A 26906-nucleotide genomic window follows, 5' to 3' on the forward strand; every position below is an offset into this window, starting at 1 on the left:
TTAAATTAGTTATTTAAGATTAATGCTCATGTTTGGACCAGAGGCAATCTCGTCTTCAAACCAACGTGAAGTAATTGTTTTGGTCTCAGTATAAAAACGAATACCTTGCTTACCGTACGTATGCGTATCGCCATAGAATGAACCTTTCCAACCGGTGAACGAAAAGAATGGCAGTGGCACAGGAATTGGTACGTTAATACCCACTTGACCAACTTCAATCTCATGTTGGAACTTACGCGCAACCGCACCACTTGAGGTGAATAACGACGTGCCATTACCAAATGGAGAATCATTTATAAGCGCGATTGCTTCATCAAGCGAATCAACAAACATACACGCCAGTACTGGGCCAAAAATTTCTTCTTTGTATAAATCCATCTCAGTGGTGACGTCAGTAAATAAGGTAGGTCCTACCCAGTTACCTTTTTCATAGCCTGCAACAGTAAAATCAGAGCCATCAATTAAACACGTTGCACCTTGCTCTTTACCTTGTGCAATCAGTGACAAAATACGCGCTTTGGCTGCGGTCGATGTTTGCGGACCATAGGCTGCATCTTTGTCATCCCACACACCCGGGCGCACATTGGCAAAACCGGCTTTGATGTCTTCAACCCAGTCTTTCGCTTGACCAACAAACACCGCCACTGAAATACCCATACAACGCTGACCCGCAGCACCAACAGAGGCACCAACAAGGTTATTAACTACATGTGAGCGACTTGCATCAGGCATGATCACCATGTGGTTTTTAGCACCGACACAGGCTTGTACACGTTTTAAATTAGCAGTGCCTTTAGAGTAAATGTATTCACCTACGCCACACGAGCCAACAAACGAAATTGCGCGTACTGCGGGATCTTCTAATAAGCGGTCAACTTGTACTTTAGTGCCATGAACAACTTGTAGTACACCTGCAGGTGCGCCGGCTTCAATGAACAGTTCAGCGAGTCGCATTGGCGTCAGCGGATCTTGCTCAGAGGGTTTTAAAATAAAGGTGTTACCACAGACAATCGCCAGTGGGAACATCCATAGTGGGATCATCGCTGGAAAGTTAAACGGCGTAATACCCGCGCACACACCCAGTGGTTGCATGTATGAGTAAGTATCGATTTTACGGGCCACGTTTTCCATGGTTTCGCCCATCATTAAAGATGGCGCATTAGCTGCTTGCTCAACCACTTCAATACCACGCCAAACATCGCCTTTGGCATCTTCAAAGGTTTTGCCTAATTCATGGCAAATAATGGTGGCTAGTTCATCGTGGTGCTCTTTTAAAAGTGCTGCATACTTCATCATAATGCGCGCACGTTCAGTAATTGGCACGTCTTTCCAGCTTTTAAAGGTGTCTTTGGCAAATGCGATAGCCGCATCCATTTCAGCGTCGGTAGCACACGGAACTTGTGCTAACACTTCTTGGTTTGCTGGATTAATAACGTCAATCAGTTGATCTGATGTTGATTGAACAAATTCGCCGTTGATCAGTAATGGTACTTGGTGCATAACGCACTCCTCCCCAGAGGGTAATAAATTAAGCCGCAGTAGTTATTGTTAAAAGAGCCTACGGCTGTAAGAATTTAAATTTAACTAATTTATAGTGCTTCAACCGCCAGTGCGACCGCCTCGCCACCGCCAATACATAAAGATGCTACGCCTTTTTTCAGGCCACGATTTTTAAGAGCATGGATAAGTGTCACTAAAATACGTGCGCCGCTAGCACCAATTGGGTGGCCAAGTGCACAAGCACCACCATTAACATTCACTTTGCTGGCATCAAGTTTTAATTCATTAATCGCCAACATTGTTACCATGGCGAATGCTTCGTTAATTTCCCATAAGTCAACGTCGTCAGTTGTCCAGCCTGCTTTTGCAAGCAAACTATTCATTGCGCCAACAGGAGCAAGAGTAAACTCACTTGGTTTTTGAGAATGGGTACTGTGCGCAACAATACGACACAGTGGCGTAAGCCCTTGTGCTTTGGCGTGCGATTCACTCATTAAAATAAGGGCTGCGCCACCGTCTGAAATTGACGATGAATTAGCCGCAGTGATGGTGCCGTCTTTTTTAAACGCAGCACGCAAACCGGGAATTTTTTCTGGGCGTGCATTACCTGGTTGCTCGTCAATGCTGATGGTTACATCGCCCTTGCGAGAGCTAATAGTGTGCGGCGCAATTTCATTTACAAAATCGCCATTTGCAATCGCTGCATTGGCTTTGGTCAGTGAATTAAGTGCAAATTCATCCATTTGCTCGCGGCCAATACCGTATTCATCAGCCGTATCTTGAGCAAAACAGCCCATCGCTTTATTATCGTATGCGTCTTCTAGGCCATCACTCATCATGTGATCTTTAATTTCGCCATGGCCCATACGCATACCGCCACGCGCTTTAGGAATAAAATATGGCGAGTTGGTCATGCTTTCCATGCCACCTGCAACCGCGCTGTTAATTGAACCGGCTTTAATTAAATCATGTGCAAGCATGGCGGCCTTTAAACCTGAACCACATACTTTGTTGATGGTCGTAGCGCCAGTACTGCGCGCAAGACCTGCTTTTAACATTGCTTGACGTGCTGGCGCTTGACCTAAACCTGCCGGTAATACACAGCCCATGATCACTTCATCAATAGCTGTATCGCTTAATCCGGTGTCAGCAAGCGCACTGGCAATGGCTGTTGCACCTAACTCAGTGGCGGCTGCATCACTAAGGGCTCCCATAAAACCACCCATTGGGGTGCGTTTTGCTGCTACAATAACAACGGCTTCGGTAGTCATAAAAAAGGCTCCATTTTATAATTGGCTATATTCATATGCAGAGATTAGCCAAACACTGTAATTTATAATCTGCTTATGAGCATACATAATATTTACGTTTACGCCAACGTAAATCTAAAATCAAGATTTTTGCGCCCAACGAAAGTGTAAACATATCTTTATTTTGCTGTAGCCTAATACAAACAGCGCCCCTGCAAGCTGCATTAATACAGGTTACACCTGCTATTTATGGCTTTAGGTTATTAGTCTAAAGTATAAGTTCTACAATCCACTTTACCTTTACGTAAACTTCACTTATATTGGAGTTATTCGAATGAGGTAAAAACACTATGAATCAAGATAATCAAACAAACTTTGCAAGTTCAGCCGCCGAACCGGCAAGCAATGAACAAACCTTTAGTATCAGTGAACTGGCTAAAGAGTTTGATATAACCACCCGCTCAATTCGCTTTTACGAAGATCAGGGCTTAATTTCACCTGAGCGTAATGGCCAAACCCGTATTTATTCAAAACGCGATAAAGTGCGTTTAAAACTTATTTTACGTGGCAAGCGGTTAGGTTTTACCTTAGCTGAAACAGGCCGTTTGTTTGAACTTTATGATGCCGATAAATCCAGCGCTAAACAGTTAGTGACTATGCTTGACTTAATTTCAGATAAAAAAGCTGATCTAAGCCAACAAATGGATGACATTAAAGTTGTCTTGATGGAATTAGTAACCGCAGAGCGTCGTTGTCGCGACACCTTAAATCAATTAGATGAATAACTAGTTTTAAACAATAACGATTAAATGACTATTCATTAACAGTCTCTCACACAGGAATGAATCATGAGCACTATTTCACTATATAAAGAAATGAACTTTGGCCTTGGCGAAACCGCAGATATGATCCGCGATCATGTAAACAGTTTTGCTAGCCAAGAAATTGCCCCTTTAGCTGAAAAAACCGATCTTGATAATGCGTTTCCTAATCAGCTTTGGCCACAACTTGGCGAAATGGGCTTACTAGGTATGACCGTACCCGAAGAGCTCGGTGGTGCCGGTCTTGGTTACCTTGAACACGTAATCGCAATGGAAGAAATTAGCCGAGCGAGTGCCTCTATCGGCCTAAGTTACGGTGCTCATTCTAACCTGTGTGTTAATCAAATTAATCGCAATGGCACGCAAGCACAAAAAGAAAAATACTTACCTAAATTAATTAGTGGTGAGCACATTGGTGCCCTTGCCATGAGTGAGCCAAACGCAGGCTCTGACGTAGTATCAATGAAACTTAAAGCCGAGAAAAAAGGCGATAAGTACATTTTAAACGGTAATAAAATGTGGATCACCAATGGTCCAGATGCGCATACTTTAGTGATCTATGCTAAAACTGATTTAACCGCTGGCGCTAAAGGCATCACCGCATTTATTGTTGAGAGTAATTTCCCTGGTTTTTCTACCGCCCAAAAACTCGACAAACTCGGGATGCGCGGCTCAAATACCTGTGAATTAGTGTTCGAAAACTGTGAAGTACCAGAAGAGAATATTCTTGGCAATTTAAACGAAGGCGTTAAGGTACTAATGAGTGGCCTTGATTATGAACGTGTTGTGCTAGCGGCAGGCCCGCTGGGGATCATGCAAGCCTGTATGGATATTGTAGTACCGTATATTCATGAACGTAAGCAGTTTGATACACCGATTGGTCAATTTCAGCTGATACAAGGCAAAGTAGCCGACATGTATACACAAATGAATGCAGCCCGCTCTTATGTATACACTGTTGCGCGTTCATGTGATCGCGGTGAAACGACCCGTAAAGATGCCGCAGGCGCAATTTTATATGCGGCAGAGCTGGCAACTAAAATGGCACTTGATGCTATTCAAATTCTTGGTGGTAACGGTTATATCAACGAATACGCCACTGGCCGCCTATTGCGTGACGCTAAGCTTTATGAAATTGGTGCCGGCACCTCAGAAATTCGTCGCATGCTAATTGGTCGCGAATTATTCACTGAAAGCCGTTAAGGATAAGCGCTATGACTATTTTAAAATCAAGCGTCAACCCTCACGACCCGCAGTTTTTGCAAAATCATAAAAATATGGCGGCACTGGTTGATGATTTACGCGATAAAGTAAGCGAGATCAGCCAAGGTGGTGGCGTAGCGTTAATAGAACGCCATGAAAGCCGTGGTAAAATGTTCGTGCGTGAACGCATTAGTACCTTACTTGACGAAGGTTCACCATTTTTAGAGATTTCACAATTTGCAGCCTTTGGTGTTTATGAGCAAGCGATTCCTTGTGCCGGTGTAGTTGCTGGTATTGGCCGTGTTAAAGGCGTTGAATGTATGATCATCGCCAATGATGCGACAGTTAAGGGCGGCACCTATTTTCCACTAACCGTTAAAAAACATTTACGCGCACAAGATATTGCCGAGCGGTGTCACCTACCGTGTATATATTTGGTTGATTCAGGTGGTGCCAACCTACCTGAGCAAGATGATGTATTTCCTGACAAACTGCACTTTGGTCGTATTTTTTATAATCAAGCGCGTATGTCGGGCAAAGGCATTCCACAAATTGCAGTCGTTATGGGTTTATGTACCGCAGGTGGCGCGTACGTGCCTGCAATGGCCGACGAAAGCATCATTGTAAAAGAGCAAGGCACAATATTTTTAGCCGGCCCACCGCTGGTAAAAGCGGCTACAGGTGAAGAGGTAACCGCAGAAGAACTTGGCGGCGCTGATGTCCACTGTAAAACATCAGGGGTTGCCGATCATTACGCTGAAAATGACGCTCATGCGTTATCAATTGCTCGCCAATGTATTGAACGAATTAATTATCAACGCCCTACTTCGCCAATATTAGAGCAAGTAAAAGCACCGCGTTATGATATTAACGAATTATACGGCATTGTTGGCACCGATCTTAAAAAGCCATTTGATGTTCGCGAAGTGATTGCACGTACCGTGGATGACTCTTCGTTTGATGAGTTTAAACGTTACTTTGGCGATACCTTAGTGACTGGGTTTGCGAAAATCTATGGTCATCCGGTTGGGATTGTTGCTAACAATGGCATTTTGTTTAGTGAGTCAGCTCAAAAAGGCGCGCACTTTATACAGCTGTGCGCACAACGAAATATTCCACTGGTGTTTTTACAAAATATTACCGGCTTTATGGTAGGTAAAAAATACGAAGCCGAAGGCATTGCTAAACACGGCGCTAAAATGGTGATGGCTGTTTCGTGTGCTGATGTTCCAAAATTTACCGTATTAATTGGCGGCTCTTATGGCGCAGGTAACTATGGCATGTGTGGTCGTGCGTTTGAACCGACTATGATGTGGATGTGGCCTAATGCGCGTATTTCTGTGATGGGCGGCGAACAAGCAGCAGGCGTTATGGCGCAAGTTAAACAAGATGGTTTAGCCCGTAAAGGCCAAAGCATGACTGATCAGCAAATCAGCGAGTTTAAACAGCCGATTATCGAGCAATACGAGCAACAAGGTCATCCATACTATGCCAGCGCCCGTTTGTGGGATGACGGTATCATCGATCCAGCAGATACCCGAAGTGTGCTAGGTTTAGCTCTCAGTGCTGCAGCCAATGCACCAAAACGTGATTCGCAATTCGGCGTATTTAGAATGTAAGGACGTGAGTATGTCAGTAACACTACAAATAACTAAATCAAATGTGGCTGTACTCGTTTTAAGTCGCCCTGAAAAGCGCAATGCCTTTAACGAGCAAGTGATCCAAGAACTTATTCAATGTATAGAGCATGCTAATAGCTTAAATGTACGCGCCCTTGTTTTAAAAACTGAGGGAGAGCATTTCTCTGCAGGGGCTGATCTTAATTGGATGAAGTCCATGGCAAACAATGACTTCAGTGAGAATCTTGCGGATTCAAAACAACTTGCCAAATTAATGCATGTATTAGCCAGCAGCCCACTGCCAACGGTATGTTCTGTGCAAGGCGCGGCATTTGGCGGCGCACTGGGCTTAATTGCCTGTTGTGACATAGCCATATGCCAAGACAATGCACAGTTTTGTTTAAGCGAAGTAAAACTTGGCCTCATTCCAGCTGTAATCAGCCCGTATGTGATCAGAGCCATTGGCGAGCGCGCTGCACGTCGTTATTTTTTAACCGCTGAGATTTTTGATGCCCACACAGCCAAGCAATTAGGCTTAATTCATCAAGTAACCGGTAAACTTGAATGCGCGCTTGATCAACTACTCGAAACACTGATCAACAACGGCCCTGTCGCGGTTCGCGCAGCAAAACAATTGATCAACGATGTAGCTGGCCATGATATTAATGAACAAATCATAAATTTAACCGCAGAGCGTATCGCCAAAATTCGCGTATCTGAAGAAGGTCAAGAAGGGTTATCTGCCTTTTTTGAAAAACGCCCACCAAATTGGCAAAAATAGGGATCACCATGAGCACACAATCATTACAAAAAATTCTTATTGCTAATCGCGGCGAAATTGCCTGTCGGGTTATGCGTACCGCAAAGCAAATGGGCTTAACCACTGTGGCGGTTTACTCTGATGCAGATAAAAATTCACAACATGTAAAACTCGCCGATGAAGCCTACCATATTGGCGCAGCGCCGAGTAAAGACTCCTATTTGGTAGCTGATAAAATTATCCAAGTAGCACTGGATGCAGGTGCTGATTGCATTCACCCTGGTTACGGCTTTTTATCTGAGAACAGTGAATTTGCAAAGGCCTGTGAAGCCAATAATATTGCGTTTATAGGCCCACCAGCGAGCAGTATCGAAGCAATGGGCTCAAAAACCCGCGCCAAAGAAATAATGGCAGCCGCGAATGTACCATTAGTACCTGGTTATTATGGTGACAAACAAGATCCTGCGTTTTTACAAGCTGAAGCTGAAAAAATTGGTTACCCAGTGCTTATCAAAGCAGCCTTTGGTGGCGGTGGTAAAGGCATGCGCGTGGTTGAACATGCAAAAGACTTTATCAGTGCTCTACAAGGTGCACAGCGTGAGGCAATCGCCGGTTTTGGTAACGACTTAGTACTACTTGAGCGCTATGTTAATAAACCACGCCATGTTGAAGTGCAAGTGTTTGCTGATAATCACGGTAACTGTGTGTACTTAGGTGATCGTGATTGTTCATTACAACGCCGCCATCAAAAGGTGATTGAAGAAGCCCCCGCGCCTGGTTTATCTGACGAACTACGCAAAGAAATGGGCGAAGCCGCAGTACGCTGTGCACTTGCGATCAATTACCGAGGTGCAGGCACGGTTGAGTTTTTACTGTGTGGCGATGAATTCTTCTTTATGGAAATGAACACCCGGCTGCAAGTTGAGCACCCTGTTACTGAAATGGTGACTGGTGTCGATTTAGTTAATTGGCAAATTAACGTCGCCGCAGGTAACCCATTACCCATGCAACAAAGTGATATCCAATTACAGGGCCACAGCTTTGAAGCGCGTATTTACGCCGAAGATCCAAGCAATGACTTTATTCCTTGCTCTGGTACCATCAATGGCTTGTATATACCAGTTCAATCTGAGTATGTACGCATTGATACTGGGATCATGCAAGGGGATGAGATCAGTCCATTTTACGATCCTATGATCGCTAAATTGATCGTTCATGATGACTCGCGCGAGCAAGCTTTAGCACGATTAAGCACAGCCCTTGAACAATTTCATTTAGCGGGCTTTAGTTGTAATGTGAGCTTCTTACACACCCTTGCTAACCATGCAACCTTTAAGCAAGGCGCTCCTGATACTCACTTTATTGAAGAGCAAGGCGATGCGTTGCTTAAAGTTAATCAACAACACGCTGTTAGCAGCCGCATTATAGCTGCATTTAGCTATTTAACTGGGCTTAATCGTCAAGGAACTCAGAACGCATGGGGCAGTCTAGCTGGTTTTAAACTCAATGCAGAAGCAACAATCAAGGTGCCATTCGTTGATAATGCGATCACTGCAACAGCTCATCAAGCGGGGTACACAGTCCGCATCGATGAGGTTGACTATACAACCTCTGGCAGTATCGACAATAACCTGTGTAGTGTATTTATCAATGGCAATAAACATATCGCCCATGTGGTTACTGCAGACAATAGCATCACAGTAATGTACAAGGCATTGCAAACTACCTTTGATATTTTTGATAAACACTATATCAGTGATCACGAAAGCGATGCCCTACCGCTTGCAGCACCACTTAATGGTACCGTTGTAAAACACCTTATTGACGTTGGCAGCACCATCACAAAAGGTGATGCTGTGGTGATCATAGAAGCAATGAAAATGGAATATACGCTTACCGCCCCCCATGATGGTGTATTGCAAAGCTATTGTTTTGCAGAAGGTGCTCTGGTGAGTCATGGTGCCCTATTAGCAATTGTCAGCGATGAGAGCGCAGCAGATGAATAGTACACTACCAAGTCATGTTCGCATTGTTGAAGTTGGTGCCCGTGATGGCTTACAAAACGAGCGTGCAGTAACTACCCAAGATAAGGTAACCTTAATTAACGCTCTTGCTGATGCAGGTGTTAAAGACATTGAAGCAGGCGCATTTGTATCACCGAAATGGGTGCCACAAATGGCCGATTCCAGCAATGTGATCAGTGCGCTTGATTTACCTACGACTAATTTAACGGCACTTACGCCTAACTTAAAAGGTGCAGAAGCAGCCCATGCTGTAGGTATTAAAGAATTTGCTATTTTTACCGCTGCCAGTGAAGCCTTTTGTCAGAAGAATATTAACTGCTCAATTGACCAAAGCATAGCCCGCTTTACTGATGTAATGGCCTTTGCTAAATCACATAATATTCGTGTTCGTGGTTATGTTAGTTGTGTGCTTGGCTGCCCATACGAAGGCGATATCGATCCGCAGCGCGTACTACAAGTATGTCAAAAGTTATTAGACCTTGGTTGTTACGAAGTAAGCCTAGGTGACACTATTGGCGTAGGTACCGCAAAAAAGGTCGATGAGCTGTTAGACGTGCTACTAGCTGAAATTGATAAGTCATTGTTAGCTGTTCATTTTCACGACACTTATGGTCAAGCGCTCACAAATATTTACACTGCCTTAAAGCGAGGTATAGCAACGGTTGACAGTGCGGTTGCAGGCCTTGGTGGCTGCCCTTATGCAAAGGGTGCGTCAGGAAATGTTGCCACTGAAGATGTAGTTTACTTACTACAAGGACTTGGCATAGAGCATGGAATTGATTTAGAAAGACTGGCTAAAGCTGGTTGGGCAATTTGCACGGCATTAAATAAACAACCTGTGAGCAAGGTATCCTTGGCACTTAAAAATCAAACTACTGATCAATAGTCTATATTTAGCCTTAAATTAGTAGTCATATAATTACAAATAAGGAGTGGGCCCATGGCCGGTTTCGATAAAGTGGTTTCAAGTTATGAAGCTGCAATGGAAGGCTTAAAAGATGGCGATACCATTATCGCTGGTGGTTTTGGTTTATGCGGTATCCCTGAGGGATTGATCAGCGAAATCAAACGTAAACAAACCAAAGAACTTACTGTGGTATCGAATAACTGCGGTGTAGATGATTTTGGTTTAGGTATTTTATTGCATGACAAGCAAATTAAAAAAATTATTGCCTCCTACGTGGGTGAAAATGCCCTATTCGAACAGCAATTGTTGAGCGGCGAAATTGATGTCGAGCTTACTCCGCAAGGTACGCTGGCTGAAAAAATGCGTGCCGGTGGTGCTGGCATTCCTGCTTTTTATACAGCGACAGGCTACGGTACGCCTGTGGCAGAAGGTAAAGATGTAAAAGAATTTAACGGACGCCCTTATATCTTAGAAGAATCAATCACTGGTGAGTTTGCCATTGTAAAAGCATGGAAAGCGGATCGTTATGGTAATTTAGTGTTTCGCCATACTGCCATGAACTTTAATCCAATGGCCGCAACAGCAGGTAAAATTACCGTTGCTGAAGTAGAAGAAATTGTTGAACCGGGTGAATTAGAACCAAGCCAAATTCACACCCCTGGTATTTTTGTTAATCGCGTGATCAAAGGTAACTTTGAAAAACGCATTGAACGTGTAACCACTCGCGATTAAGGAGCAATAATTATGGCATTATCACGTGAACAAGTCGCAATGCGCGTTGCACAAGAACTACAAGACGGTTATTACGTTAACCTCGGTATCGGTATTCCTACGTTAGTGGCAAACTACGTACCTGATAACATTGAGGTGATGTTACAGTCTGAAAATGGCTTACTAGGCATGGGGCAATACCCTACTAAAGCAGAGCTTGATGCAGATATGATCAACGCGGGTAAAGAAACCGTGACAGCAGCTAAAGGCGCAGCCATATTTAATAGTGCAGATAGTTTTGCAATGATCCGTGGAGGTCATGTAGACTTAACTGTTCTAGGTGCATTTGAAGTTGACCAAAACGGTAGTATCGCATCGTGGATGATCCCTAAAAAGTTGATCAAAGGCATGGGCGGCGCGATGGACCTTGTCGCTGGTGCAAAAAATATTATCGTTACTATGACCCATGCGAGTAAACATGGTGACTCGAAACTGCTAGAAAGTTGCTCTTTACCTTTAACTGGTGTTAACTGTGTGAAGAAAATAGTAACAGATTTAGCCGTGTTAGAAGTCAAAGACGGCGCATTTCATCTTTTAGAACGCGCACCGGGCGTGTCAGTTGATGAAATTATTAGTAAAACAGCAGGTAAATTACTTGTTGATGGTGAAATCCCTGAGATGGTTTTTTAATTTAACGCTCAGGTCCACCCTGTACCGACCTCATTCCCAGTGCCAATGGCGCTGAGTTACCCAAAATCCCTCGCAAGAGGGATTTTTTTTATCCATGCTTATCAATCCATCAAATAGACTCTCGTAACATCTATTTTCTTACCTGAAATTATTACAATATTCTCATCTTCTCGATATGACAATTTACCTAGTTCTTCATACCTCCAACGCCCCCAATCATTTAAATCACTTTGCCATCCTGCCCATACAATTTCCTTATCAGTAACATTACAAACATATTGCCAATTAGTCATATCAGAGTTTCTAGTATATTCAACATAGGTATGATTACCATGCTGATTGTATGCAGAAACATGAGTAAATGGTTTATGAAAAACTGTTCCTATATAAGCTCTACAGAGTCTTGATTTATCTTCAGCTGAGTAAAATTCACTTTCTTCTTTATCTGGGGCTAAAACAGCAATAACTAACAAGAATATAAAAACTATAACGGCTTTATTGAAGTGTTTATTTTGCGGAATAGTTACTAATGGAAAATTATTGTGAGTGCTCTTAGGCTCACTAGTACAAGAGGCTTTAAATGTAATTACTTCCTTTAAGCTAAGGCCACAATTAAAGCAAAACTTATTAGAATCTTGGTTTTCCTTTCCACAATTTGTACAAAACATTATCAGTAAATCCTTTTTCATTTTTCTACTATTATTGTGTTTTGTTACATTAATGTCTAATCAAGATTGGTTGTGCTTCATATCTCCACTTTATTTTGTACACAAATAGGTATTATTACGTCACACAATTACACTAAAATTGCCCCTTCAAAGTTCATTACAAGAGTTGCATCCCTCGCAAGAGGGATTTTTTTTGGCTGCACCAATTTGTCACACAAATAGCGTATAATGCCCCATGATTGTGAAAATCACTGAAATTGCTTAAACATATAATTTAATAAGCAACGGAAATAACTTAATATATTAGCTATTTAAATACTTATAGCAGATTAAACAATCCAATAAAGTCTATTTATTAGGCATTCTGGCAAATATTACCTATTCCCATACTTTAAGCAGAGGTTTTTTGCAAATTGGGATAATAATTGCTTAACTAACGTTATTGAGAATTACTAGCAACGACTATGCAAACACCTATCAGAGGATTGCGTTCATTTTGTTTTGCGGCAAGAACGCTAAGCTTTAAAGAAGCCGCCAATCAGCTTTATTTGACTCCATCTGCTGTTAGTCATCAAATAAAGCAACTAGAAGAACAGTTAGGGATTGAGTTGTTTGAGCGCCAAACACGCTCGATCAGACTTACAGCTGCGGGGAAAAACTTTTATGACTCGGTATCACCACTTATAAAAGCACTCGAAAAAACCATTAACGAATTTAGTCAGCTGCAAGAAAATATAACCATCAGCATTACTTTGCCAGAGTTTTTTGCCAGTGAGTTATTAATGCCGAAACTGAGCGAGTGGACTGTTGAGCACCCTAAAACCAATTTACAACTAAACACCATGAAAACGCGTAAAGAGTTAACTAAACAAAGTGATTTATCTATTGTGCTGTCGTCTTCGAAGCCAATTGAAGGCGTTGTCCACGAGCTGTTTTCATTACAATACACACCGGCTTGTAATAAAGAAAATTGGCAACAGTGGCACAAAAAGCCACTTGAAGCATTACAACAAGTGCCGTTAATTTTGCACAAAGCGCGTCCTTGGGCTTGGCATCAATGGGCTGAACATGCAGGCCTTGATGACTTTTCACCCAAGCAAATTATACAAGTAGATAGTATGTTTGGTGTTGCCCGTGCAGCGCAACAAGGTATGGGTATAGCGCTAATTCCTTTGCCTATTAGTCAAACATGGTTTGACGAAGGCTGGTTGTGCAACTTTACTGATGAACCATTAGTAACCAAGGATAAATACTATTTAGTACAGCACTACCCTGGCGAGGCAAATGCACAGCTTGAGCTATTTATAAAATGGCTGCTAGACACATTTAAACACTTAAAATAAAGCCTATAACAGTGATGATCCGACATTAATTGTACTCTTATAATTTGATATACAACTCATTAAATACGATAAACCCAGCTCAATGGGTTTATCGTAAAAATAGTTTATTTTGAAGCCTTACTCTGCAATTTCCTCAGCCATTATTCTAAACTGTTAGGTGTCTTTGCGAGCAACAAAATCTAACACAGTTGCATTGATACAATAACGATCTTCACCTTTTGGACCTTCACCTGTGAACAAATGCCCTAAATGAATACCCGTAGATTTAGATTTAATTTCAATACGTTGCATACCGTAACTATTGTCTTCATGCATGGTCACACTGTCTTTGATGGGGTGAGTAAATGACAGCCACCCGGTGCCCGATTTGAACCGATCCCGAGTATCAAACAGTGGTACACCACTGAGTTTGTCTATAAAAATACCGTCCGGGGTATTTTTAAAAATATCGTACTGTTTACAAAACGGACTATCTGTACGGGCCTTAAATGCCACTGTATATGCTTCACTATCCCCTAATTTAAATGCGCCAAGTGCTTTATAAAACTCTTCGCTAGACACATAACCTTGGCGACCATAAACCTCTTTACCATCTTCTAAAAATAAGATTGTTGGGGTGGCCCACGTCGCTGATTTAATCGTTAAACCATCAAGTTGATCGGCTTTACGATAAGTGACGGCAATGGTTCCTTGATAATCATTTAACACATCTTTTTTGAGTTTTTCACAATAAGGGCAGTAATCTCGTGAATCAATGATCACTATCTGCTTTCCTGCGAGTAAAGCCGTATTATCAACTTTATCATCACTGCGTTTTTCAAATACAACGCCTGTTGAATGATCTGGGCAATAGCCATTAGGATTTTTAACTAAGTAGTCTTGGTGATATTCCTCAGCCGGAAAAAATTCCGTTAATGGTTTTATAATGGTTTTTATAGAGCCATAACCAGCTTGGGTTAGTTTATCTTGATACTGCTGTTTTAATTCTTCAGCCAGTGCAGCTTGTTGCTCAGTAGTAGTTAAAATAATTGAACGGTACTGCGTGCCAATATCATTTCCTTGGCGATTTTTTTGCGTTGGATCATGACTTTCAAAGTAACTTTTTAATAACGTTGCAGCACTGATTATATTGCTATTGTAAGTAACCTGAACAACTTCAGCGTAATTATTTTCATCGAACTTGCGCGATGATTGGGTAATATTACGATAAGTTGCTTTAAAACCCTTACCATCTGCATAGCCTGACTTTGCATCAATTACACCAGGAAGCGCTTCATAACGTTTTTCTGGCCCCCAAAAGCAACCAGAACCAAGTACCATGGTTTCTAAATGCATTGTTGCTTGAATATCATTATCTTTTTCATTGTTAAGGGAAACACCATAACTTGCCGCACTGAACAAAATTGTTAAAGTGGTTAATTTAAGCCAATTCTTTGCTGCCAACATACTCTACCTCTTTCTATTTGTTGCTTCATTTTAGTAGACCTTGAAGCAGAACATATTATTTCAGGAATGTGGGTTATTTTATCGCTCATTATTGCGGCTTTACCGAATCCGACTTAACCTATGCGAATAAATGAGGTAAAACGTGTTTATTTAATAAAGGTACAAATATGAAAAACCTTATTGCTTTTTCTGCATTATCAATTGCCCTTGCACTTAGTACGCAAAGCCATGCTGCAGAGTTTAATTTTTCTTCCAAGCTTGATAGTAATGCACAAGCATTAGTGTTGTTTTACAGTGAGGATGGGAGCAATACCGCATTTAACTCAATCAATAAAAAGTTCAATGCTCAATTACAGCACGCTATTGAAAATGAAAGTTTTAGTGGCAAATACGCCAGTACTGTTGAATTAATTGCACCTTATAATAGTGACTATAAACGCGTGCTAATTGTTGGTACCGGTAAGCAAGATAAGCTTGATAGAGCGTTAATGACCAAACTAGGTGGTAATATTCATGCGCGATTAATGAGCAGTAAAACAACAACTGCTGCGGTTGTATTCGATGACGTTGAAGGCGTAAACAATAACAGTGTACTTAGTGCTCACTTTGCACACGGTGCAAATTTACGCGACCATCGTTTTGAAAAATATAAACAAAATCCGAACACTCACACTGTCAGTTATCATTTTGACGTTAGTAATTCCAAGCAAACAAAACGTAACTATTCTGAACTTGAAAGCATTCAAGCAGGAGTGTTTTTAGCACGTGATTTAACCTCAGAAGTGGCCAGCGAAATGACTCCTGTTGACTTTGCTAGTGCGGCAAAAGAGCTTGAGTCTCTAGGTGTAGAAATCACTATTTTAGAGCCTAAGCAATTAATAGAACTAGGAATGGGGGCACTTGAAGCTGTCGGGCGTGGCAGCGAACAAGGCGCTCGCTTAGTCGTTGCACATTACAAAGGCTCAAACGCGACCCCTATTGCTCTGGTTGGTAAAGGGATCACCTTTGACTCTGGTGGTTATAGTATCAAAACAGGCGCATCAATTGCGCGTATGAAATCTGATATGGCTGGCGCCGCCGCTGTACTTGGGACTATCAAAGCAATGGCGCTTGCAAAAGCTGACAAAAACATTGTTGCCGTTATGGGTATGGCTGCCAATATGGTGTCGCAATACGCTGTTGCCCCTGGTGATGTGGTTCGCACCGCAGAAGGTTTAAGCGTTGAGATTGTTAATACTGATGCAGAAGGACGCTTAGTATTAAGTGATGCAATGTGGTATGCACGTGAATATTTCAAGCCGGAGATCATGATAGACGTTGCCACCCTTACCGGCTCTAAAATCAAAGCCGTAGGTAACGATTATGCGGCGGTGTTTTCTGATGACGATACGCTTGTTACGCAACTCACTTTAGCTGGAATGCAAGTAAACGAAAACCTATGGCGCTTACCGCTGGGATATAAAGAAACCTTAAGTTCAGACATTGCCGATCTTAAAAACCTAGGCTCAAGTGGCCCCGGAGCAACAACGGCCGCCAGCTTTTTGCAACATTTTGCTGGTGAAACTCGTTGGGTACACATAGATATTGCAGGTAATGCACTAGCAACTAAAGGAAAAGATGAAATTTCACCAGGCGGCACAGGTTATGGTGTGCGCTTGCTCAGTGAGTGGCTGTTAAGTAATTAGCAGTAAGCTATTATAACTTAATGCATTCTACTAACATCATTAGTTGTTATAACAACTGTGGCATTATCAAACACCTACTCTAAGCAATAGTGAGTGATATGCCACAGTTTTTTATAGTCTGACTCACATATCTAGTTTACGTGTATTAGTCCAGAACATTCCATAACCAAACTAATGTGTTTGCGCTACACTGGGTAATGTTAATATTGCAAGGTTGTTAACTAGTCGCATCGCTATAAACATTTCATACGTTATATGCTAGTTTGAGGTATTCAAGAATAATAAATACATTTGGCTATGGATCAACAAACTATCTCTCCAACTATTAGTGTCCTCAGTAATAACAGCATATTGCTTGATGCCACTGCCCTAAACGATGACAGTCTGAGCATTCAAAAAAAAATCTGGGCACTAGTGCAACAATGCAACACCAGCGACGCCTTTATAGATGTAGTACCCGCAATGAACTCGCTGACAGTTTATTTAATAGACCCTACTTCGCTTGCTCACTGGCAAGCTCAGTTAGCACTTTGGTGGGCAAATATAAATCCGCACGACTATCAGGGTAAGCATCATAAAATTATTACCCAATACGGTGGTGACTATGGCCCAGATCTAGACTATGTAGCTGAGTATCACAATTTATCGCCACAACAAGTAATTGATATACATAGCCAAGGGCATTATCAAGTATTGTTTTTAGGCTTTCAGCCAGGCTTTGCATATTTGCACGGTCTGAATAGTCAATTACATACTCCGCGCAGAGCACAGCCGCGAACTCGAGTGCCCAAAGGTTCGGTTGCCATTGGCGCTAATCAAACCGCGATTTACCCAGCTGATTCGCCCGGTGGTTGGCATATTATCGGCCACAGTGATTTTGCATTATTTGACAGTGAAAATACTCCACCATGCGCAATACAACCGGGCGATACGCTGCAATTTATTACTAAGGAGTCGGTATTATGATCACCGTAATAAAGCCCGGAATGCAAATGACGATTCAAGATCTCGGCCGTCATGGCTATCGTCATTTAGGAATTGCCCAATCTGGTGCGCTTGACCCTTATGCAATGATCATTGCCAATCGTTTAGTGGGCAATGATGATAATCAAAGCGTTATTGAGATCACTTTAGGCTTAGCGCAATTACAGTTTCAATGTGCCACTGTTATTGCGCTGCATGGCGCTGATATGCAAGCAAAGCTTGATGGAGTAAGTATTTATCCCGGCTGGAGTTATCCAGTAGAGCAAGGACAAACACTGACATTTGCCACCGCTCGGCAAGGTTTTCGCAGCTACCTCGCAATTAAAGGCGGCATTGATTGTCATGCAGTGATGAATTCAACAGCCACCGATATTGCAGCAGGTTTTGGTGGCCTAACGGGCGCGCCTTTACAAGCCAATGATCAAGTCCCAATCACGCCATTTGATGGCAATTGGCCGCAACGTGGAGCGATTGCCCCCGCTAAGCGCAGTGTGATCCGCGTCCATTCAGGCCCACATCAACAATTACTATCACAACAATTTAGTGATTTTTTTGCCCAGACGAAATGGCAAGTCAGTCCGCAAAGTAATCGTATGGGAGTAAGGCTCAGTACTGAGCATAATCAATTAATGCATACACATTCATTGCCTTCTTTAGCTGTTAGACCGGGCTCTATCCAACTAACACCCAGTGGTGAGCCTATCGTATTGCTAAATGATGGCCAAACAACCGGAGGATACCCGCTACTTGGTACTATAATAAGTGCGGATCAACACCAATTTGCACAACTTAAACCTGGTGACTTTGTGCGATTTGAATTCGTCAACCTAGCAGCTGCAAATACTGCGCAGCGAAAACTTGACGCTCACCTACAACAATTGACTATTGCACTAAAAAACTTGAGCATCAGATAACCAATCACTAAATAAAAGCTCAGCTTAATAAATAATAATAAACACAGCACAGTGTAGGAACTATGATGTTTGATCTTAATTATTGGCCATTAATTGGCATTCCAGTGGTTGTGCTAGGATTTGCCTTGCGCTTTAACCCACTGATTGTAGTAACCGTTGCTGGCCTTGCAACTGGTTGGGCGGTAAATTTAGATATCCTCACCCTTTTGCAAACCTTTGGCGAGAAGTTTATGAACTCTCGTCAACTGGCCAGCTTTATTCTTATTTTACCCGTTATCGCACTGCTAGAGCGCTATGGTTTACAACAGCATGCGAAAAACTGGATTGCACAAATTCAAAGTGCCACCAGCGCACGTATATTAGCCCTGTATTTTATCGTTCGAGAATGCTCAGCAGCCCTTGGGTTATTAAGCCTTGGCGGTCAAGCACAAACTGTTCGTCCATTATTAGCCCCCATGGCATTAGGTGCCGCGACCAATAAACACGGTGAGCTGCCAAAACCCATAAAAGACATGATCAGCGCCCATGCAGCTGCCGTTGATAATATTGCGATGTTCTTTGGAGAAGACATTTTCATTGCTTTTGGTGCTGTACTATTGATGGATGCCTTCTTAAAGGAAAACGGCATTGCCGGTATTGAACCGCTGCATATTGGTTTATGGGCTATTCCGACCGCCATTGCCGCACTCATTATTCATTTATTTAGATTATCTCGTTTAGAAGCAAAAATAGCTCTGGCTGTTGCTCACTACAAACAGCAGGAAGTGTGATGAGTAAAGTACTAACAACCGATGTAACTAACTCAAACGCTACAATTATCACCATTGAGAACATTTATTTATTAATTGGTCTCGTTGTGATGTTTTTAGTTGTTCGAACGCTGCAAGACAAAAACCATCCAAAAAGGCTCACCACAGCATTATTTTGGTTGTTATTTGGTAGCAGTTTTTTATTTGGTGATGTATCTATTGCCTTGTTCGGCAAAGCCAACACTTATTTATGGGTTGGTGTGAGCGTAGTATTAATTGCCCTGTTAGCGGGTTTAAACCTAGTAAGCATGGGCAGTTATCAACCACTCACTGAGCAGCAACAAACACAATCGGCCTCTCGCCTAGGCAATAAATTATTTGTTCCCGCATTAATGATACCCGTGATCACGGTATTACTGACTGTTTCTTTTGATGGTATCGCAATTGGTGATTATTACTTACTTGATCAACGTCATTTAACTCTCGCATCGCTCACTATAGCGTGTGTATCTGCGCTACTTATTGGCTGGAAAATTACTGGGGGAAATCCGATTGAAGCTGTCACTGAATCCCGTCGGCTGCTAGATTCTATCGGTTGGGCAGCAATACTGCCACAAATGCTAGCAATGCTTGGTGGCGTGTTTATTGTGGCGCAAACAGGAGACTCAATTAAAGAGTTGGTTACTTTATTTATAGCGCCAGAGAATCGTTTTATGCTGGTGGTGCTGTATTGTGTTGGCATGGCGTTATTTACCATGGTGATGGGAAATGCGTTTGCTGCATTTCCGGTAATGACTGCGGGTATTGCTATGCCTTTTTTAATCGAAGGTCATGGCGCCAGCGCCGCACCACTGGTAGCAATTGGGATGTACAGTGGTTACTGTGGAACGTTAATGACGCCAATGGCAGCAAACTTTAATATCATTCCAGCGGCATTACTCGACCTAAAAGACAAATACCATGTTATAAAGGTGCAAATACCTACTGCGCTGGCCTTATTAACGGTCAATATTATTTTAATGTATATGGTGATTTTTAATGACTAAACTGACATCAAGCATGCCCTGCGTATTGATAACTGGGTTTGCACCATTTGGCGGCGAATCGCTCAATCCGTCGTGGCAAGCGGTAAGCAAACTCGACGAACATTTAATCGCTAAGCACCGAGTAATAGCCCTTGAGCTACCGTGTGAGTTTAATACCTCATTAGAGGTGCTTTATAAAGCCATAGAGCAGCATCATCCGGTTCTAGTATTATGTATCGGCCAAGCCGGTGGCCGCAGTGAAATAAGCATAGAGCGTATCGCGATTAATATTGATGATGCCCGAATTAAAGACAACGCAGGAAAGCAACCCATTGATCACCCCGTAGTCAAAAATGCTCCTGCTGCTTATTTTGCAAAATTACCTATCAAACGCATGTTATTAGCACTGCAACAAAGTGAGATCCCAGCCGCCATTTCTAATACAGCGGGTACATATGTGTGTAATCATGTTATGTATGGTCTATTACATCATATCAATGAGCATGAACCACACATCAAAGGGGGCTTTGTGCATATCCCTTATTTACCAAGCCAAGCCGTGCACCATAATGGCGCACCGAGTATGAGCGAAGAAACCGTGCTAAGCGCGTTAAAAGTAATGATCAACGAAGCTATTGTTGCAAAACAAGATGTAAAAGTCGCGGCTGGCACCACCCACTGACCAACTTGGTGCATCAGCGGCCATGCTGGTGCATAAATTATTCTGAAAATATTGTAAAAGCTATGTGACTTAGTTAATTATTTCTGTTAAAACAAACGTGAATGGTTAGGTATTATGACCTAACTAACACACATGATAGGAATGAGGAGTTACTATGTGTTCAATTTTTGGTGTATTAGATATAAAGTCTGATCCCGCTCCATTGCGTACGCAAGCAATTGAAATGTCAAAATTATTACGTCACCGCGGGCCTGATTGGTCTGGTGTATATTCATCTGAGAAAGCGATTTTAGTGCATGAACGTTTAGCCATTGTTGGTGTATCAAGCGGTGCGCAGCCTTTATACAACCCTGAAAAAACTCATATTCTAGCGGTTAATGGCGAAATTTATAATCACAAAGAACTTGCCGCTAACCTTGAAACCGATTTCACTTTTCAAACTCAATCAGATTGTGAAGTTATCTTAGCGTTATACAAACAGAAAGGGCCTGAATTTTTAGATGATCTGAACGGTATTTTTGCTTTTTGTTTATATGACGAAGAACAAGACGCTTATTTAATTGGCCGTGATCATATTGGTATTATTCCACTTTATACTGGCCACGATGAGCACGGTAACTTTTATGTTGCCTCAGAGCTAAAAGCACTTTCACCAATCTGTAAGCATATTGAAGAATTTCCTCCTGGACATTTTTTATGGAGTAAAGATGGTCAATTGCGCCCATATTATGCCCGTGATTGGCAAAGCTTCGATGCAGTTAAAGATAACAGCGCAAAAGCCGAAGACGTCAAAGATGCACTTGAAGCCGCCGTTAAACGTCAGCTAATGTGTGACGTACCTTATGGCGTGTTGTTGTCAGGCGGTTTAGATTCATCCGTTATTTCAGCTATTACCCAACGTTTTGCAGCAAAACGTATTGAAGATAATGATGAAAGCGATGCATGGTGGCCTAAACTGCACTCTTTCTCGGTTGGCCTTGAGGGCTCCCCAGATCTAGCGGCTGCACAAAAAGTAGCTGATATGATAGGAACTGTTCATCACCCGATTATATTTACGATTCAAGAAGGGATTGATGCCCTGCGTGAAGTTATTTATCACATTGAAACCTACGATGTAACGACGATCCGTGCTTCTACTCCGATGTACTTAATGGCTCGCCAAATCAAAGCGATGGGTATTAAAATGGTGCTCTCTGGTGAAGGCGCTGATGAGCTATTTGGTGGTTACTTGTACTTTCATAAAGCACCAAATGCACAAGAGTTTCATGAAGAATTAAACCGTAAAGTATCTAAACTGCACATGTTTGATTGCTTACGCGCAAATAAATCAATGGCGGCATGGGGTGTAGAAGCCCGCGTTCCCTTCCTTGATAAAGAGTTTGTTGATGTTGCTATGCGTATCAACCCTGAAGCTAAAATGTGTAAAGATGGCAAAATTGAAAAGCATATTTTACGTGAAGGCTTTGACGGCTACTTACCTGATGAAGTGTTATGGCGTCAAAAAGAGCAGTTTTCGGATGGTGTAGGCTACAGCTGGATTGATACATTAAAAGAGTTTGTAAACGAGCAAGTAACCGATCAAGAGCTTGAAAACGCAAAATTTAAATACCCTATTAATACACCTGATTCAAAAGAAGCGTATTACTACCGTACTATTTTTGAATCTCACTTCCCAGGTGATGCAGCCGCTAAATGTGTACCACACGGTAAGTCAGTCGCCTGTTCAACACCTGAAGCGTTATTATGGGATGCATCATTTCAAAATAATGCCGATCCATCAGGTCGTGCCGCAGGTATTCATAACGACGCCTATGCACAAAAGAAATAATAAGCCTAGTCGCTTATTAAATCTGGCATTAACTCACAGACTGCACAAAGCCCCGCGCTTTGTGCAGTCTTTTGCTATTGAGCAAGTTTTTAACGATACAGCGAGACGCTGTAAAGGTTCGTCTGCGTTAATTGTTATTTATAAAACCGGGTTAACAACTCGACTAATGCAGCGCATTGCAAAAAACACCGCTCAGCCTGCCACCGTATTTTTAAATCAAGCCAATATCAAAAAAAATCGATGCCCTATTCGTTGGTTTAATCACAGCCATGAGATCAGCCGCTGTGGTCATGGGACACTCGCCGCTGCACTGTTTTTAAAAAAATGGCAAGGGTTTAGCCCAAACACCTTTTATACAAAAACAGGGGAAGTATTTGAAACCAGAATACATCAACGCGCACTGCAACTACAATTAACCACCATTGATAGCACCGAGGTACAAACAGAGGTTCTGCTGCAACAAGCCATTCCAGCCTCAATAGTGCAAAGCTATAAAACAGCAGAAATTAACGGCTACAGTACTTTGATGATTAACAGTGATCAGCCTTTAAAAACACTCGCGATAAATACAGCACAATTACAATACTACCCAAATGCAGTGATTGTATTGCAACAACGCCAAACAGCTTATCAAAACACACAGTGGCATTTTCGATATTTTGCTCCTTATTATGGCGTTGATGAAGATAGCGCTACAGGTTCAGCCATCTGCATTATTGCCCCCATAATCAAACAATACACTGAACAAACACATGGCCAGCTTTTCCAAGATTCAGTTGCCGGAGCAACCATTAATTACCGTTTAAAAAACAGTAATGTCATTATCAGTTAAGCCACTAAATTTGACGGTGTATTTTCCAAGCCCTGCATAGTCAATTTCAGTATCAACATCAGTGTCTAACTCAATAACACCACAATATGAGCCTGTTATGAGAATTTGGCCAGCAGCGAGCGTGATCCCACACTTAGCCAGATAATTTATTGCCCAATAGATTGGTGTTTGTGCCAGACCACATGGGTGCTTGCCAAGATAGCTATGACACTGATTATTTTGTGTTATCGCGATAGTAATATGTGCCGCATCATAAGCTGCTTGCTTATTAATTTTAGGACCAAGTAACACCCCTTGGTTACTTAAACCATCCGCTAACTTTGTAAAGTGATTTGCTTGATACGCTGTAGAGAAACGGTTTTGGATCAGCTCAAGTGCCATATGCGTGTCACTCACCGCGTGGTCAATTTCAGCTTCGCTATAGCTGGCCTGCTTTGGCATATTTTGCGCAAACACAAAAGCAATTTCAGGCTCTATCCGTGCCTTGTTTTGTTCAGTATATAATGTGCAGATTTGTGCAAATGATTGCGGCGGCTTTAATATTGGAGCCAAAATAATCGCACCGTTATCAAGTGGTAATAGGCATTTCCAACCAAATACTTGGCCCTTGTTTAATGCAATCATCAATTGTTGAACAGCTAAACTATCTTCAGTGCTTGTTAATGCTAATTGTGGCGGTAAATCTGATTGTGGCGCTGCACTTGTGCGTTGTGCAAATAAATGTGCTGCAATCGTTTTTAATTTAGTAGAACTGTCCACACTAACCTCTTCGTAATAAGGTTTTATAATGGCTACACCAGCAGCCGTAGGTTTAATGTAGTATTTATACTATTAAAAAATCAATTTGCGCAGCATTTTTAGCTAAGTACAGTTAAATAATAAATTATGGACTGTTCATTGTTTAAATTGGCCTTAATAAACACAATGCAAAATACCCCTGCTCGTCTTGCCACGTTTGCTCTAAACGTAATCCAGCTTGGGCGCTAAGTTCAGTAAATGCCTGTAGTGCGTATTTATGGGAGTTTTCTGTATGGATACTCTCACCTTGAGAAAAGCTAAATGATTCGCCATTGACGGTGACTGTTTGATCACAGTTACTGATCAAATGCATTTCAATACGGCTTAGTTTTTCATTAAACCGTGATTGGTGATTAAACTGGCTAAGATCAAAATCAGCATTTAACTCAGCATTAATACGCTGGAGCAAGTTTTTATTAAATGCCGCGGTGACGCCTTGTTTATCGTCATAAGCATCAAGTAATACTTGACGGTCTTTGAGCAAATCAATGCCAATCAATACATAACCGTTAATACCACATAACCGATGGAAATTTTTCATGATCTCAATGGCTTTTAGCGGTGAAAAATTGCCTATTGTTGAGCCTGGAAAATACACGAGGTTCGTTTGGCTATCCAATTGTGTTTCACGGCTTAACTGCTTTACCATTTGGCTATGAGTAAAATCCCCCAACAACGGCGAAATAGCTAACTCAGGAAATAATGGAGATAAATGGGCCAGTGAGTAATTAAGCATTTCATTAGAGATCTCAAATGGCACAAAACTTTTCACATTCACTAAGTGCGCTAACAAATAAGCAATTTTTTTACCTGAGCCACAGCCCGGCTCTATGATTGATAAGTTATCAGGAAGCAACTTGGCAATTGCTTGGCTGTGCTTGGTTAAAATGCTCAGCTCTGTGCGTGTCACGTAGTACTCATCAAGCTCAGTGATCTGCTCAAACAAAGCGGCCCCATTATCATCATAAAAATATTTACAGGGTAGATTCTTTTGTTGCTGTGACAGTCCCGCAATAACATCGTTTAAAAAGCGGTTATCAATGTCGGTTGTCATTAATGTTGTTACTTGGCTCATGCTCAATCCTTAGCGAGTCTAATACCACTGCGCATCCACGCTTGGTGTGGGTAATAGAAATTGCGATAAGTTAGTCTTAAATGATTTTGCGGGGTAAGTTTACAGCCACCGCGCAGTACCATTTGGTTCGCCATAAATTTACCATTGTATTCCCCTGCCACGCCTGCTATTGGCTTAAAGCCTGGGTACGGTAAATAGGCGCTGTTTGTCCACTGCCAACAGTTGTCGGTCAGCTGGGTGATAGTTTGCGCCGCATTACTGTTAGCAACGCTTTCCCATTCAAATTCGGTTGGGAGGCGTGCTTGTGAGTAATGTGCAAAAGCGTTTGCTTCGTAAAAGGTAACATGGCTTAGCGGCTCATTTAGCGCCAAAGGCTGTAATCCAGCTAATGTAAATTCAAACCACTCATTATTTACTTTATGCCAATAGAGTGGCGCAGTTTGCCGAGCATTATTTATCTGCGCCCAACCGTCACTGAGCCAATGCTCTGGGTTTTGGTAACCACCATCTTGTATAAACGCTAAATACTCAGCATTGGTAGTTAGCCGGTTAGCAAATTTAAATGGCTGAATAAGCACTTGATGAGTTGGCCGTTCATTGTCGTAGCTGAACGTTTGCTCAGTTGCACCAATATGTGCAGTATGCTTTGAGAATGCCACAAAGCTAAGAGGACTGGCTTGCGTAACAGGATTTTCTATACGGTTGTTAAAAGTTATATTGAATGTCCATCAGCATTAGTTCTTGGTGCTGTTGTTCATGGTTAAGTCCTAATTCAATAACTTGCTTTATTGACTCGCTACACGGTGCACTCAGTAATTCAATCACCGCCCGGTCAACATATTCTCTATAGGTAATCACGTCATCTAAACTAGGCCGCGATAAACTCCCTCTGCAGGCACGCTTAAATTGTTCACCTATACCGTTATAATATGAGTTAAATAAAGTTTTAAAGTTAGGATTAAATACTGTGTAGTGAGAGCTATGTGCAATTAGTAAAAAAGTTTCAAAGAACCACGTTGTGTGCGCAAGGTGCCATTTACTAGGGCTTACATCTGCCATAGCTTGTAATTGGCAGTCTTCTGCTGATAACGAGTTTATTAACGTCACGCTTTGATGTCGAACACGCTGGTAATGATGGACTAACTGATGCTCATCAGCCGTGTTTTTAGTGTTCTCTTTGCCATGGTTACTCATAGTAATGACTAAATTCCTTATCACAACTTAACAATGATATAGCTCACCTAATGTTAAATCATATTCATATTACGCTTTCATTACTGCGACTATAAAACGTCAATCTCGTGCAGCTGCCTCTTACAACTACAAAAAATAATTATAGCTCACCTAATGTTAAATCATATTCATATTACGCTTTCATTACTGCGACTATAA

23 protein-coding genes and 1 pseudogene are annotated in these 26906 nt (G+C 42.0%); 17 read left to right on the forward strand and 7 right to left on the reverse strand.

What is annotated here, in order from left to right; genetic code table 11:
• Positions 1–9: 9 nt before the first annotated feature.
• Together H5203_RS00350 and H5203_RS00355 are read right to left on the reverse strand one after the other, a co-directional pair.
• The gene (locus H5203_RS00350) at positions 10–1500 is read right to left on the reverse strand and encodes a CoA-acylating methylmalonate-semialdehyde dehydrogenase (RefSeq protein ID WP_182819173.1); all 1491 of its coding nucleotides are present in this window, start codon (positions 1498–1500) and stop codon (positions 10–12) included.
• An 89-nt stretch (positions 1501–1589) separates the two neighbouring features.
• The gene (locus tag H5203_RS00355; protein ID WP_145233277.1) at positions 1590–2771 is read right to left on the reverse strand and encodes an acetyl-CoA C-acyltransferase; all 1182 of its coding nucleotides are present in this window, start codon (positions 2769–2771) and stop codon (positions 1590–1592) included.
• Positions 2772–3100: 329 nt separating this feature from the next.
• Here H5203_RS00355 and H5203_RS00360 point away from each other — a divergent pair, with 329 nt between their 5' ends.
• From H5203_RS00360 to H5203_RS00395, 8 genes are all read left to right on the forward strand, one after another.
• A complete protein-coding gene (locus H5203_RS00360; RefSeq protein WP_145233276.1) occupies positions 3101–3535 on the forward strand; it encodes a MerR family DNA-binding transcriptional regulator in 435 nt (144 codons plus the stop codon).
• Between the two features lie 63 nt (positions 3536–3598).
• Complete coding sequence (locus H5203_RS00365) at positions 3599–4774, forward strand: isovaleryl-CoA dehydrogenase (protein WP_145233275.1); 1176 nt, start codon at positions 3599–3601, stop codon at positions 4772–4774.
• Positions 4775–4785: 11 nt separating this feature from the next.
• Positions 4786–6393 (forward strand): carboxyl transferase domain-containing protein, encoded by a 1608-nt coding sequence (locus tag H5203_RS00370; RefSeq protein WP_145233274.1) that lies wholly within the window; start codon positions 4786–4788, stop codon positions 6391–6393.
• Positions 6394–6403: 10 nt separating this feature from the next.
• Positions 6404–7174, forward strand: a complete 771-nt coding sequence (locus H5203_RS00375; RefSeq protein WP_182819174.1) for an enoyl-CoA hydratase/isomerase family protein — start codon at positions 6404–6406, stop codon at positions 7172–7174.
• An 8-nt stretch (positions 7175–7182) separates the two neighbouring features.
• Complete coding sequence (locus tag H5203_RS00380) at positions 7183–9159, forward strand: acetyl/propionyl/methylcrotonyl-CoA carboxylase subunit alpha (protein ID WP_182819175.1); 1977 nt, start codon at positions 7183–7185, stop codon at positions 9157–9159.
• Positions 9152–10063 (forward strand): hydroxymethylglutaryl-CoA lyase, encoded by a 912-nt coding sequence (locus tag H5203_RS00385; protein WP_145233271.1) that lies wholly within the window; start codon positions 9152–9154, stop codon positions 10061–10063. The genes H5203_RS00380 and H5203_RS00385 overlap by 8 nt, the downstream gene beginning before the upstream one ends.
• Before the next feature lie 54 nt (positions 10064–10117).
• Positions 10118–10816 (forward strand): CoA transferase subunit A, encoded by a 699-nt coding sequence (locus tag H5203_RS00390; RefSeq protein ID WP_145233270.1) that lies wholly within the window; start codon positions 10118–10120, stop codon positions 10814–10816.
• A 12-nt stretch (positions 10817–10828) separates the two neighbouring features.
• The gene (locus tag H5203_RS00395; RefSeq protein ID WP_145233269.1) at positions 10829–11485 is read left to right on the forward strand and encodes a 3-oxoacid CoA-transferase subunit B; all 657 of its coding nucleotides are present in this window, start codon (positions 10829–10831) and stop codon (positions 11483–11485) included.
• A gap of 101 nt (positions 11486–11586) precedes the next feature.
• Here the strand turns inward: H5203_RS00395 and H5203_RS00400 are convergent, their stop codons facing one another.
• Positions 11587–12174 carry a zinc-ribbon domain-containing protein gene (locus H5203_RS00400; protein ID WP_145233268.1) on the reverse strand — a complete coding sequence of 196 codons (588 nt, stop codon included), beginning with the start codon at positions 12172–12174 and terminating at the stop codon, positions 11587–11589.
• Between the two features lie 443 nt (positions 12175–12617).
• Between H5203_RS00400 and H5203_RS00405 the strand changes: the two genes are divergently transcribed.
• Complete coding sequence (locus tag H5203_RS00405) at positions 12618–13496, forward strand: LysR family transcriptional regulator (RefSeq protein ID WP_145233266.1); 879 nt, start codon at positions 12618–12620, stop codon at positions 13494–13496.
• A gap of 153 nt (positions 13497–13649) precedes the next feature.
• On the opposite strand, the gene msrA is transcribed toward H5203_RS00405, so the two are convergent.
• Positions 13650–14942, reverse strand: coding sequence for a peptide-methionine (S)-S-oxide reductase MsrA (gene msrA / locus H5203_RS00410; RefSeq protein WP_182819176.1), 1293 nt, complete (start codon positions 14940–14942; stop codon positions 13650–13652).
• Positions 14943–15109: 167 nt separating this feature from the next.
• Between msrA and H5203_RS00415 the strand changes: the two genes are divergently transcribed.
• The 8 genes from H5203_RS00415 (at position 15110) to H5203_RS00450 (ending at position 23641) form a co-directional block, all read left to right on the forward strand.
• Positions 15110–16627 (forward strand): leucyl aminopeptidase, encoded by a 1518-nt coding sequence (locus tag H5203_RS00415; RefSeq protein WP_145233264.1) that lies wholly within the window; start codon positions 15110–15112, stop codon positions 16625–16627.
• A gap of 297 nt (positions 16628–16924) precedes the next feature.
• A complete protein-coding gene (gene pxpB, locus H5203_RS00420) occupies positions 16925–17593 on the forward strand; it encodes a 5-oxoprolinase subunit PxpB (RefSeq protein ID WP_145233263.1) in 669 nt (222 codons plus the stop codon).
• Positions 17590–18525, forward strand: coding sequence for a biotin-dependent carboxyltransferase family protein (locus H5203_RS00425; RefSeq protein WP_145233261.1), 936 nt, complete (start codon positions 17590–17592; stop codon positions 18523–18525). Before pxpB ends, H5203_RS00425 begins: the two co-directional genes overlap by 4 nt.
• Positions 18526–18590: 65 nt before the next feature.
• On the forward strand, positions 18591–19295 hold the full coding sequence (locus H5203_RS00430) for a DUF969 domain-containing protein (protein WP_145233413.1): 705 nt from the start codon (positions 18591–18593) through the stop codon (positions 19293–19295).
• On the forward strand, positions 19295–20320 hold the full coding sequence (locus H5203_RS00435; RefSeq protein WP_145233259.1) for a DUF979 domain-containing protein: 1026 nt from the start codon (positions 19295–19297) through the stop codon (positions 20318–20320). Before H5203_RS00430 ends, H5203_RS00435 begins: the two co-directional genes overlap by 1 nt.
• Positions 20313–20981 carry a pyroglutamyl-peptidase I gene (pcp, locus tag H5203_RS00440; protein ID WP_145233257.1) on the forward strand — a complete coding sequence of 223 codons (669 nt, stop codon included), beginning with the start codon at positions 20313–20315 and terminating at the stop codon, positions 20979–20981. Before H5203_RS00435 ends, pcp begins: the two co-directional genes overlap by 8 nt.
• A gap of 154 nt (positions 20982–21135) precedes the next feature.
• Positions 21136–22809 (forward strand): asparagine synthase B, encoded by a 1674-nt coding sequence (asnB, locus tag H5203_RS00445; RefSeq protein WP_145233255.1) that lies wholly within the window; start codon positions 21136–21138, stop codon positions 22807–22809.
• Positions 22793–23641, forward strand: a complete 849-nt coding sequence (locus tag H5203_RS00450) for a PhzF family phenazine biosynthesis protein (protein WP_182757629.1) — start codon at positions 22793–22795, stop codon at positions 23639–23641. The genes asnB and H5203_RS00450 overlap by 17 nt, the downstream gene beginning before the upstream one ends.
• Here the strand turns inward: H5203_RS00450 and H5203_RS00455 are convergent.
• From H5203_RS00455 to egtB, 3 genes and pseudogenes are all read right to left on the reverse strand, one after another.
• Positions 23612–24400 (reverse strand): 2-keto-4-pentenoate hydratase, encoded by a 789-nt coding sequence (locus H5203_RS00455; protein ID WP_220495272.1) that lies wholly within the window; start codon positions 24398–24400, stop codon positions 23612–23614. The two genes, H5203_RS00450 and H5203_RS00455, sit on opposite strands and share 30 nt — an antisense overlap.
• Before the next feature lie 142 nt (positions 24401–24542).
• A complete protein-coding gene (gene egtD, locus H5203_RS00460) occupies positions 24543–25514 on the reverse strand; it encodes an L-histidine N(alpha)-methyltransferase (protein ID WP_145233249.1) in 972 nt (323 codons plus the stop codon).
• A gap of 2 nt (positions 25515–25516) precedes the next feature.
• A pseudogene (gene egtB, locus H5203_RS23180) lies at positions 25517–26708 on the reverse strand (ergothioneine biosynthesis protein EgtB).
• Positions 26709–26906 lie beyond the last annotated feature (198 nt).

It is taken from the genome of Pseudoalteromonas sp. SG41-1, assembly GCF_014164575.1.
Classification (GTDB): Bacteria; Pseudomonadota; Gammaproteobacteria; order Enterobacterales; family Alteromonadaceae; genus Pseudoalteromonas; species Pseudoalteromonas rhizosphaerae.

Coding starts and splice junctions, on each gene's coding strand:
- H5203_RS00350 (WP_182819173.1), bottom strand. CDS start 1,500: ATGCACCAAGTACCATTACTGATCAACGGCGAATTTGTTCAATCAACA.
- H5203_RS00355 (WP_145233277.1), bottom strand. CDS start 2,771: ATGACTACCGAAGCCGTTGTTATTGTAGCAGCAAAACGCACCCCAATG.
- H5203_RS00360 (WP_145233276.1), top strand. CDS start 3,101: ATGAATCAAGATAATCAAACAAACTTTGCAAGTTCAGCCGCCGAACCG.
- H5203_RS00365 (WP_145233275.1), top strand. CDS start 3,599: ATGAGCACTATTTCACTATATAAAGAAATGAACTTTGGCCTTGGCGAA.
- H5203_RS00370 (WP_145233274.1), top strand. CDS start 4,786: ATGACTATTTTAAAATCAAGCGTCAACCCTCACGACCCGCAGTTTTTG.
- H5203_RS00375 (WP_182819174.1), top strand. CDS start 6,404: ATGTCAGTAACACTACAAATAACTAAATCAAATGTGGCTGTACTCGTT.
- H5203_RS00380 (WP_182819175.1), top strand. CDS start 7,183: ATGAGCACACAATCATTACAAAAAATTCTTATTGCTAATCGCGGCGAA.
- H5203_RS00385 (WP_145233271.1), top strand. CDS start 9,152: ATGAATAGTACACTACCAAGTCATGTTCGCATTGTTGAAGTTGGTGCC.
- H5203_RS00390 (WP_145233270.1), top strand. CDS start 10,118: ATGGCCGGTTTCGATAAAGTGGTTTCAAGTTATGAAGCTGCAATGGAA.
- H5203_RS00395 (WP_145233269.1), top strand. CDS start 10,829: ATGGCATTATCACGTGAACAAGTCGCAATGCGCGTTGCACAAGAACTA.
- H5203_RS00400 (WP_145233268.1), bottom strand. CDS start 12,174: ATGAAAAAGGATTTACTGATAATGTTTTGTACAAATTGTGGAAAGGAA.
- H5203_RS00405 (WP_145233266.1), top strand. CDS start 12,618: ATGCAAACACCTATCAGAGGATTGCGTTCATTTTGTTTTGCGGCAAGA.
- msrA (WP_182819176.1), bottom strand. CDS start 14,942: ATGTTGGCAGCAAAGAATTGGCTTAAATTAACCACTTTAACAATTTTG.
- H5203_RS00415 (WP_145233264.1), top strand. CDS start 15,110: ATGAAAAACCTTATTGCTTTTTCTGCATTATCAATTGCCCTTGCACTT.
- pxpB (WP_145233263.1), top strand. CDS start 16,925: ATGGATCAACAAACTATCTCTCCAACTATTAGTGTCCTCAGTAATAAC.
- H5203_RS00425 (WP_145233261.1), top strand. CDS start 17,590: ATGATCACCGTAATAAAGCCCGGAATGCAAATGACGATTCAAGATCTC.
- H5203_RS00430 (WP_145233413.1), top strand. CDS start 18,591: ATGTTTGATCTTAATTATTGGCCATTAATTGGCATTCCAGTGGTTGTG.
- H5203_RS00435 (WP_145233259.1), top strand. CDS start 19,295: ATGAGTAAAGTACTAACAACCGATGTAACTAACTCAAACGCTACAATT.
- pcp (WP_145233257.1), top strand. CDS start 20,313: ATGACTAAACTGACATCAAGCATGCCCTGCGTATTGATAACTGGGTTT.
- asnB (WP_145233255.1), top strand. CDS start 21,136: ATGTGTTCAATTTTTGGTGTATTAGATATAAAGTCTGATCCCGCTCCA.
- H5203_RS00450 (WP_182757629.1), top strand. CDS start 22,793: ATGCACAAAAGAAATAATAAGCCTAGTCGCTTATTAAATCTGGCATTA.
- egtD (WP_145233249.1), bottom strand. CDS start 25,514: ATGAGCCAAGTAACAACATTAATGACAACCGACATTGATAACCGCTTT.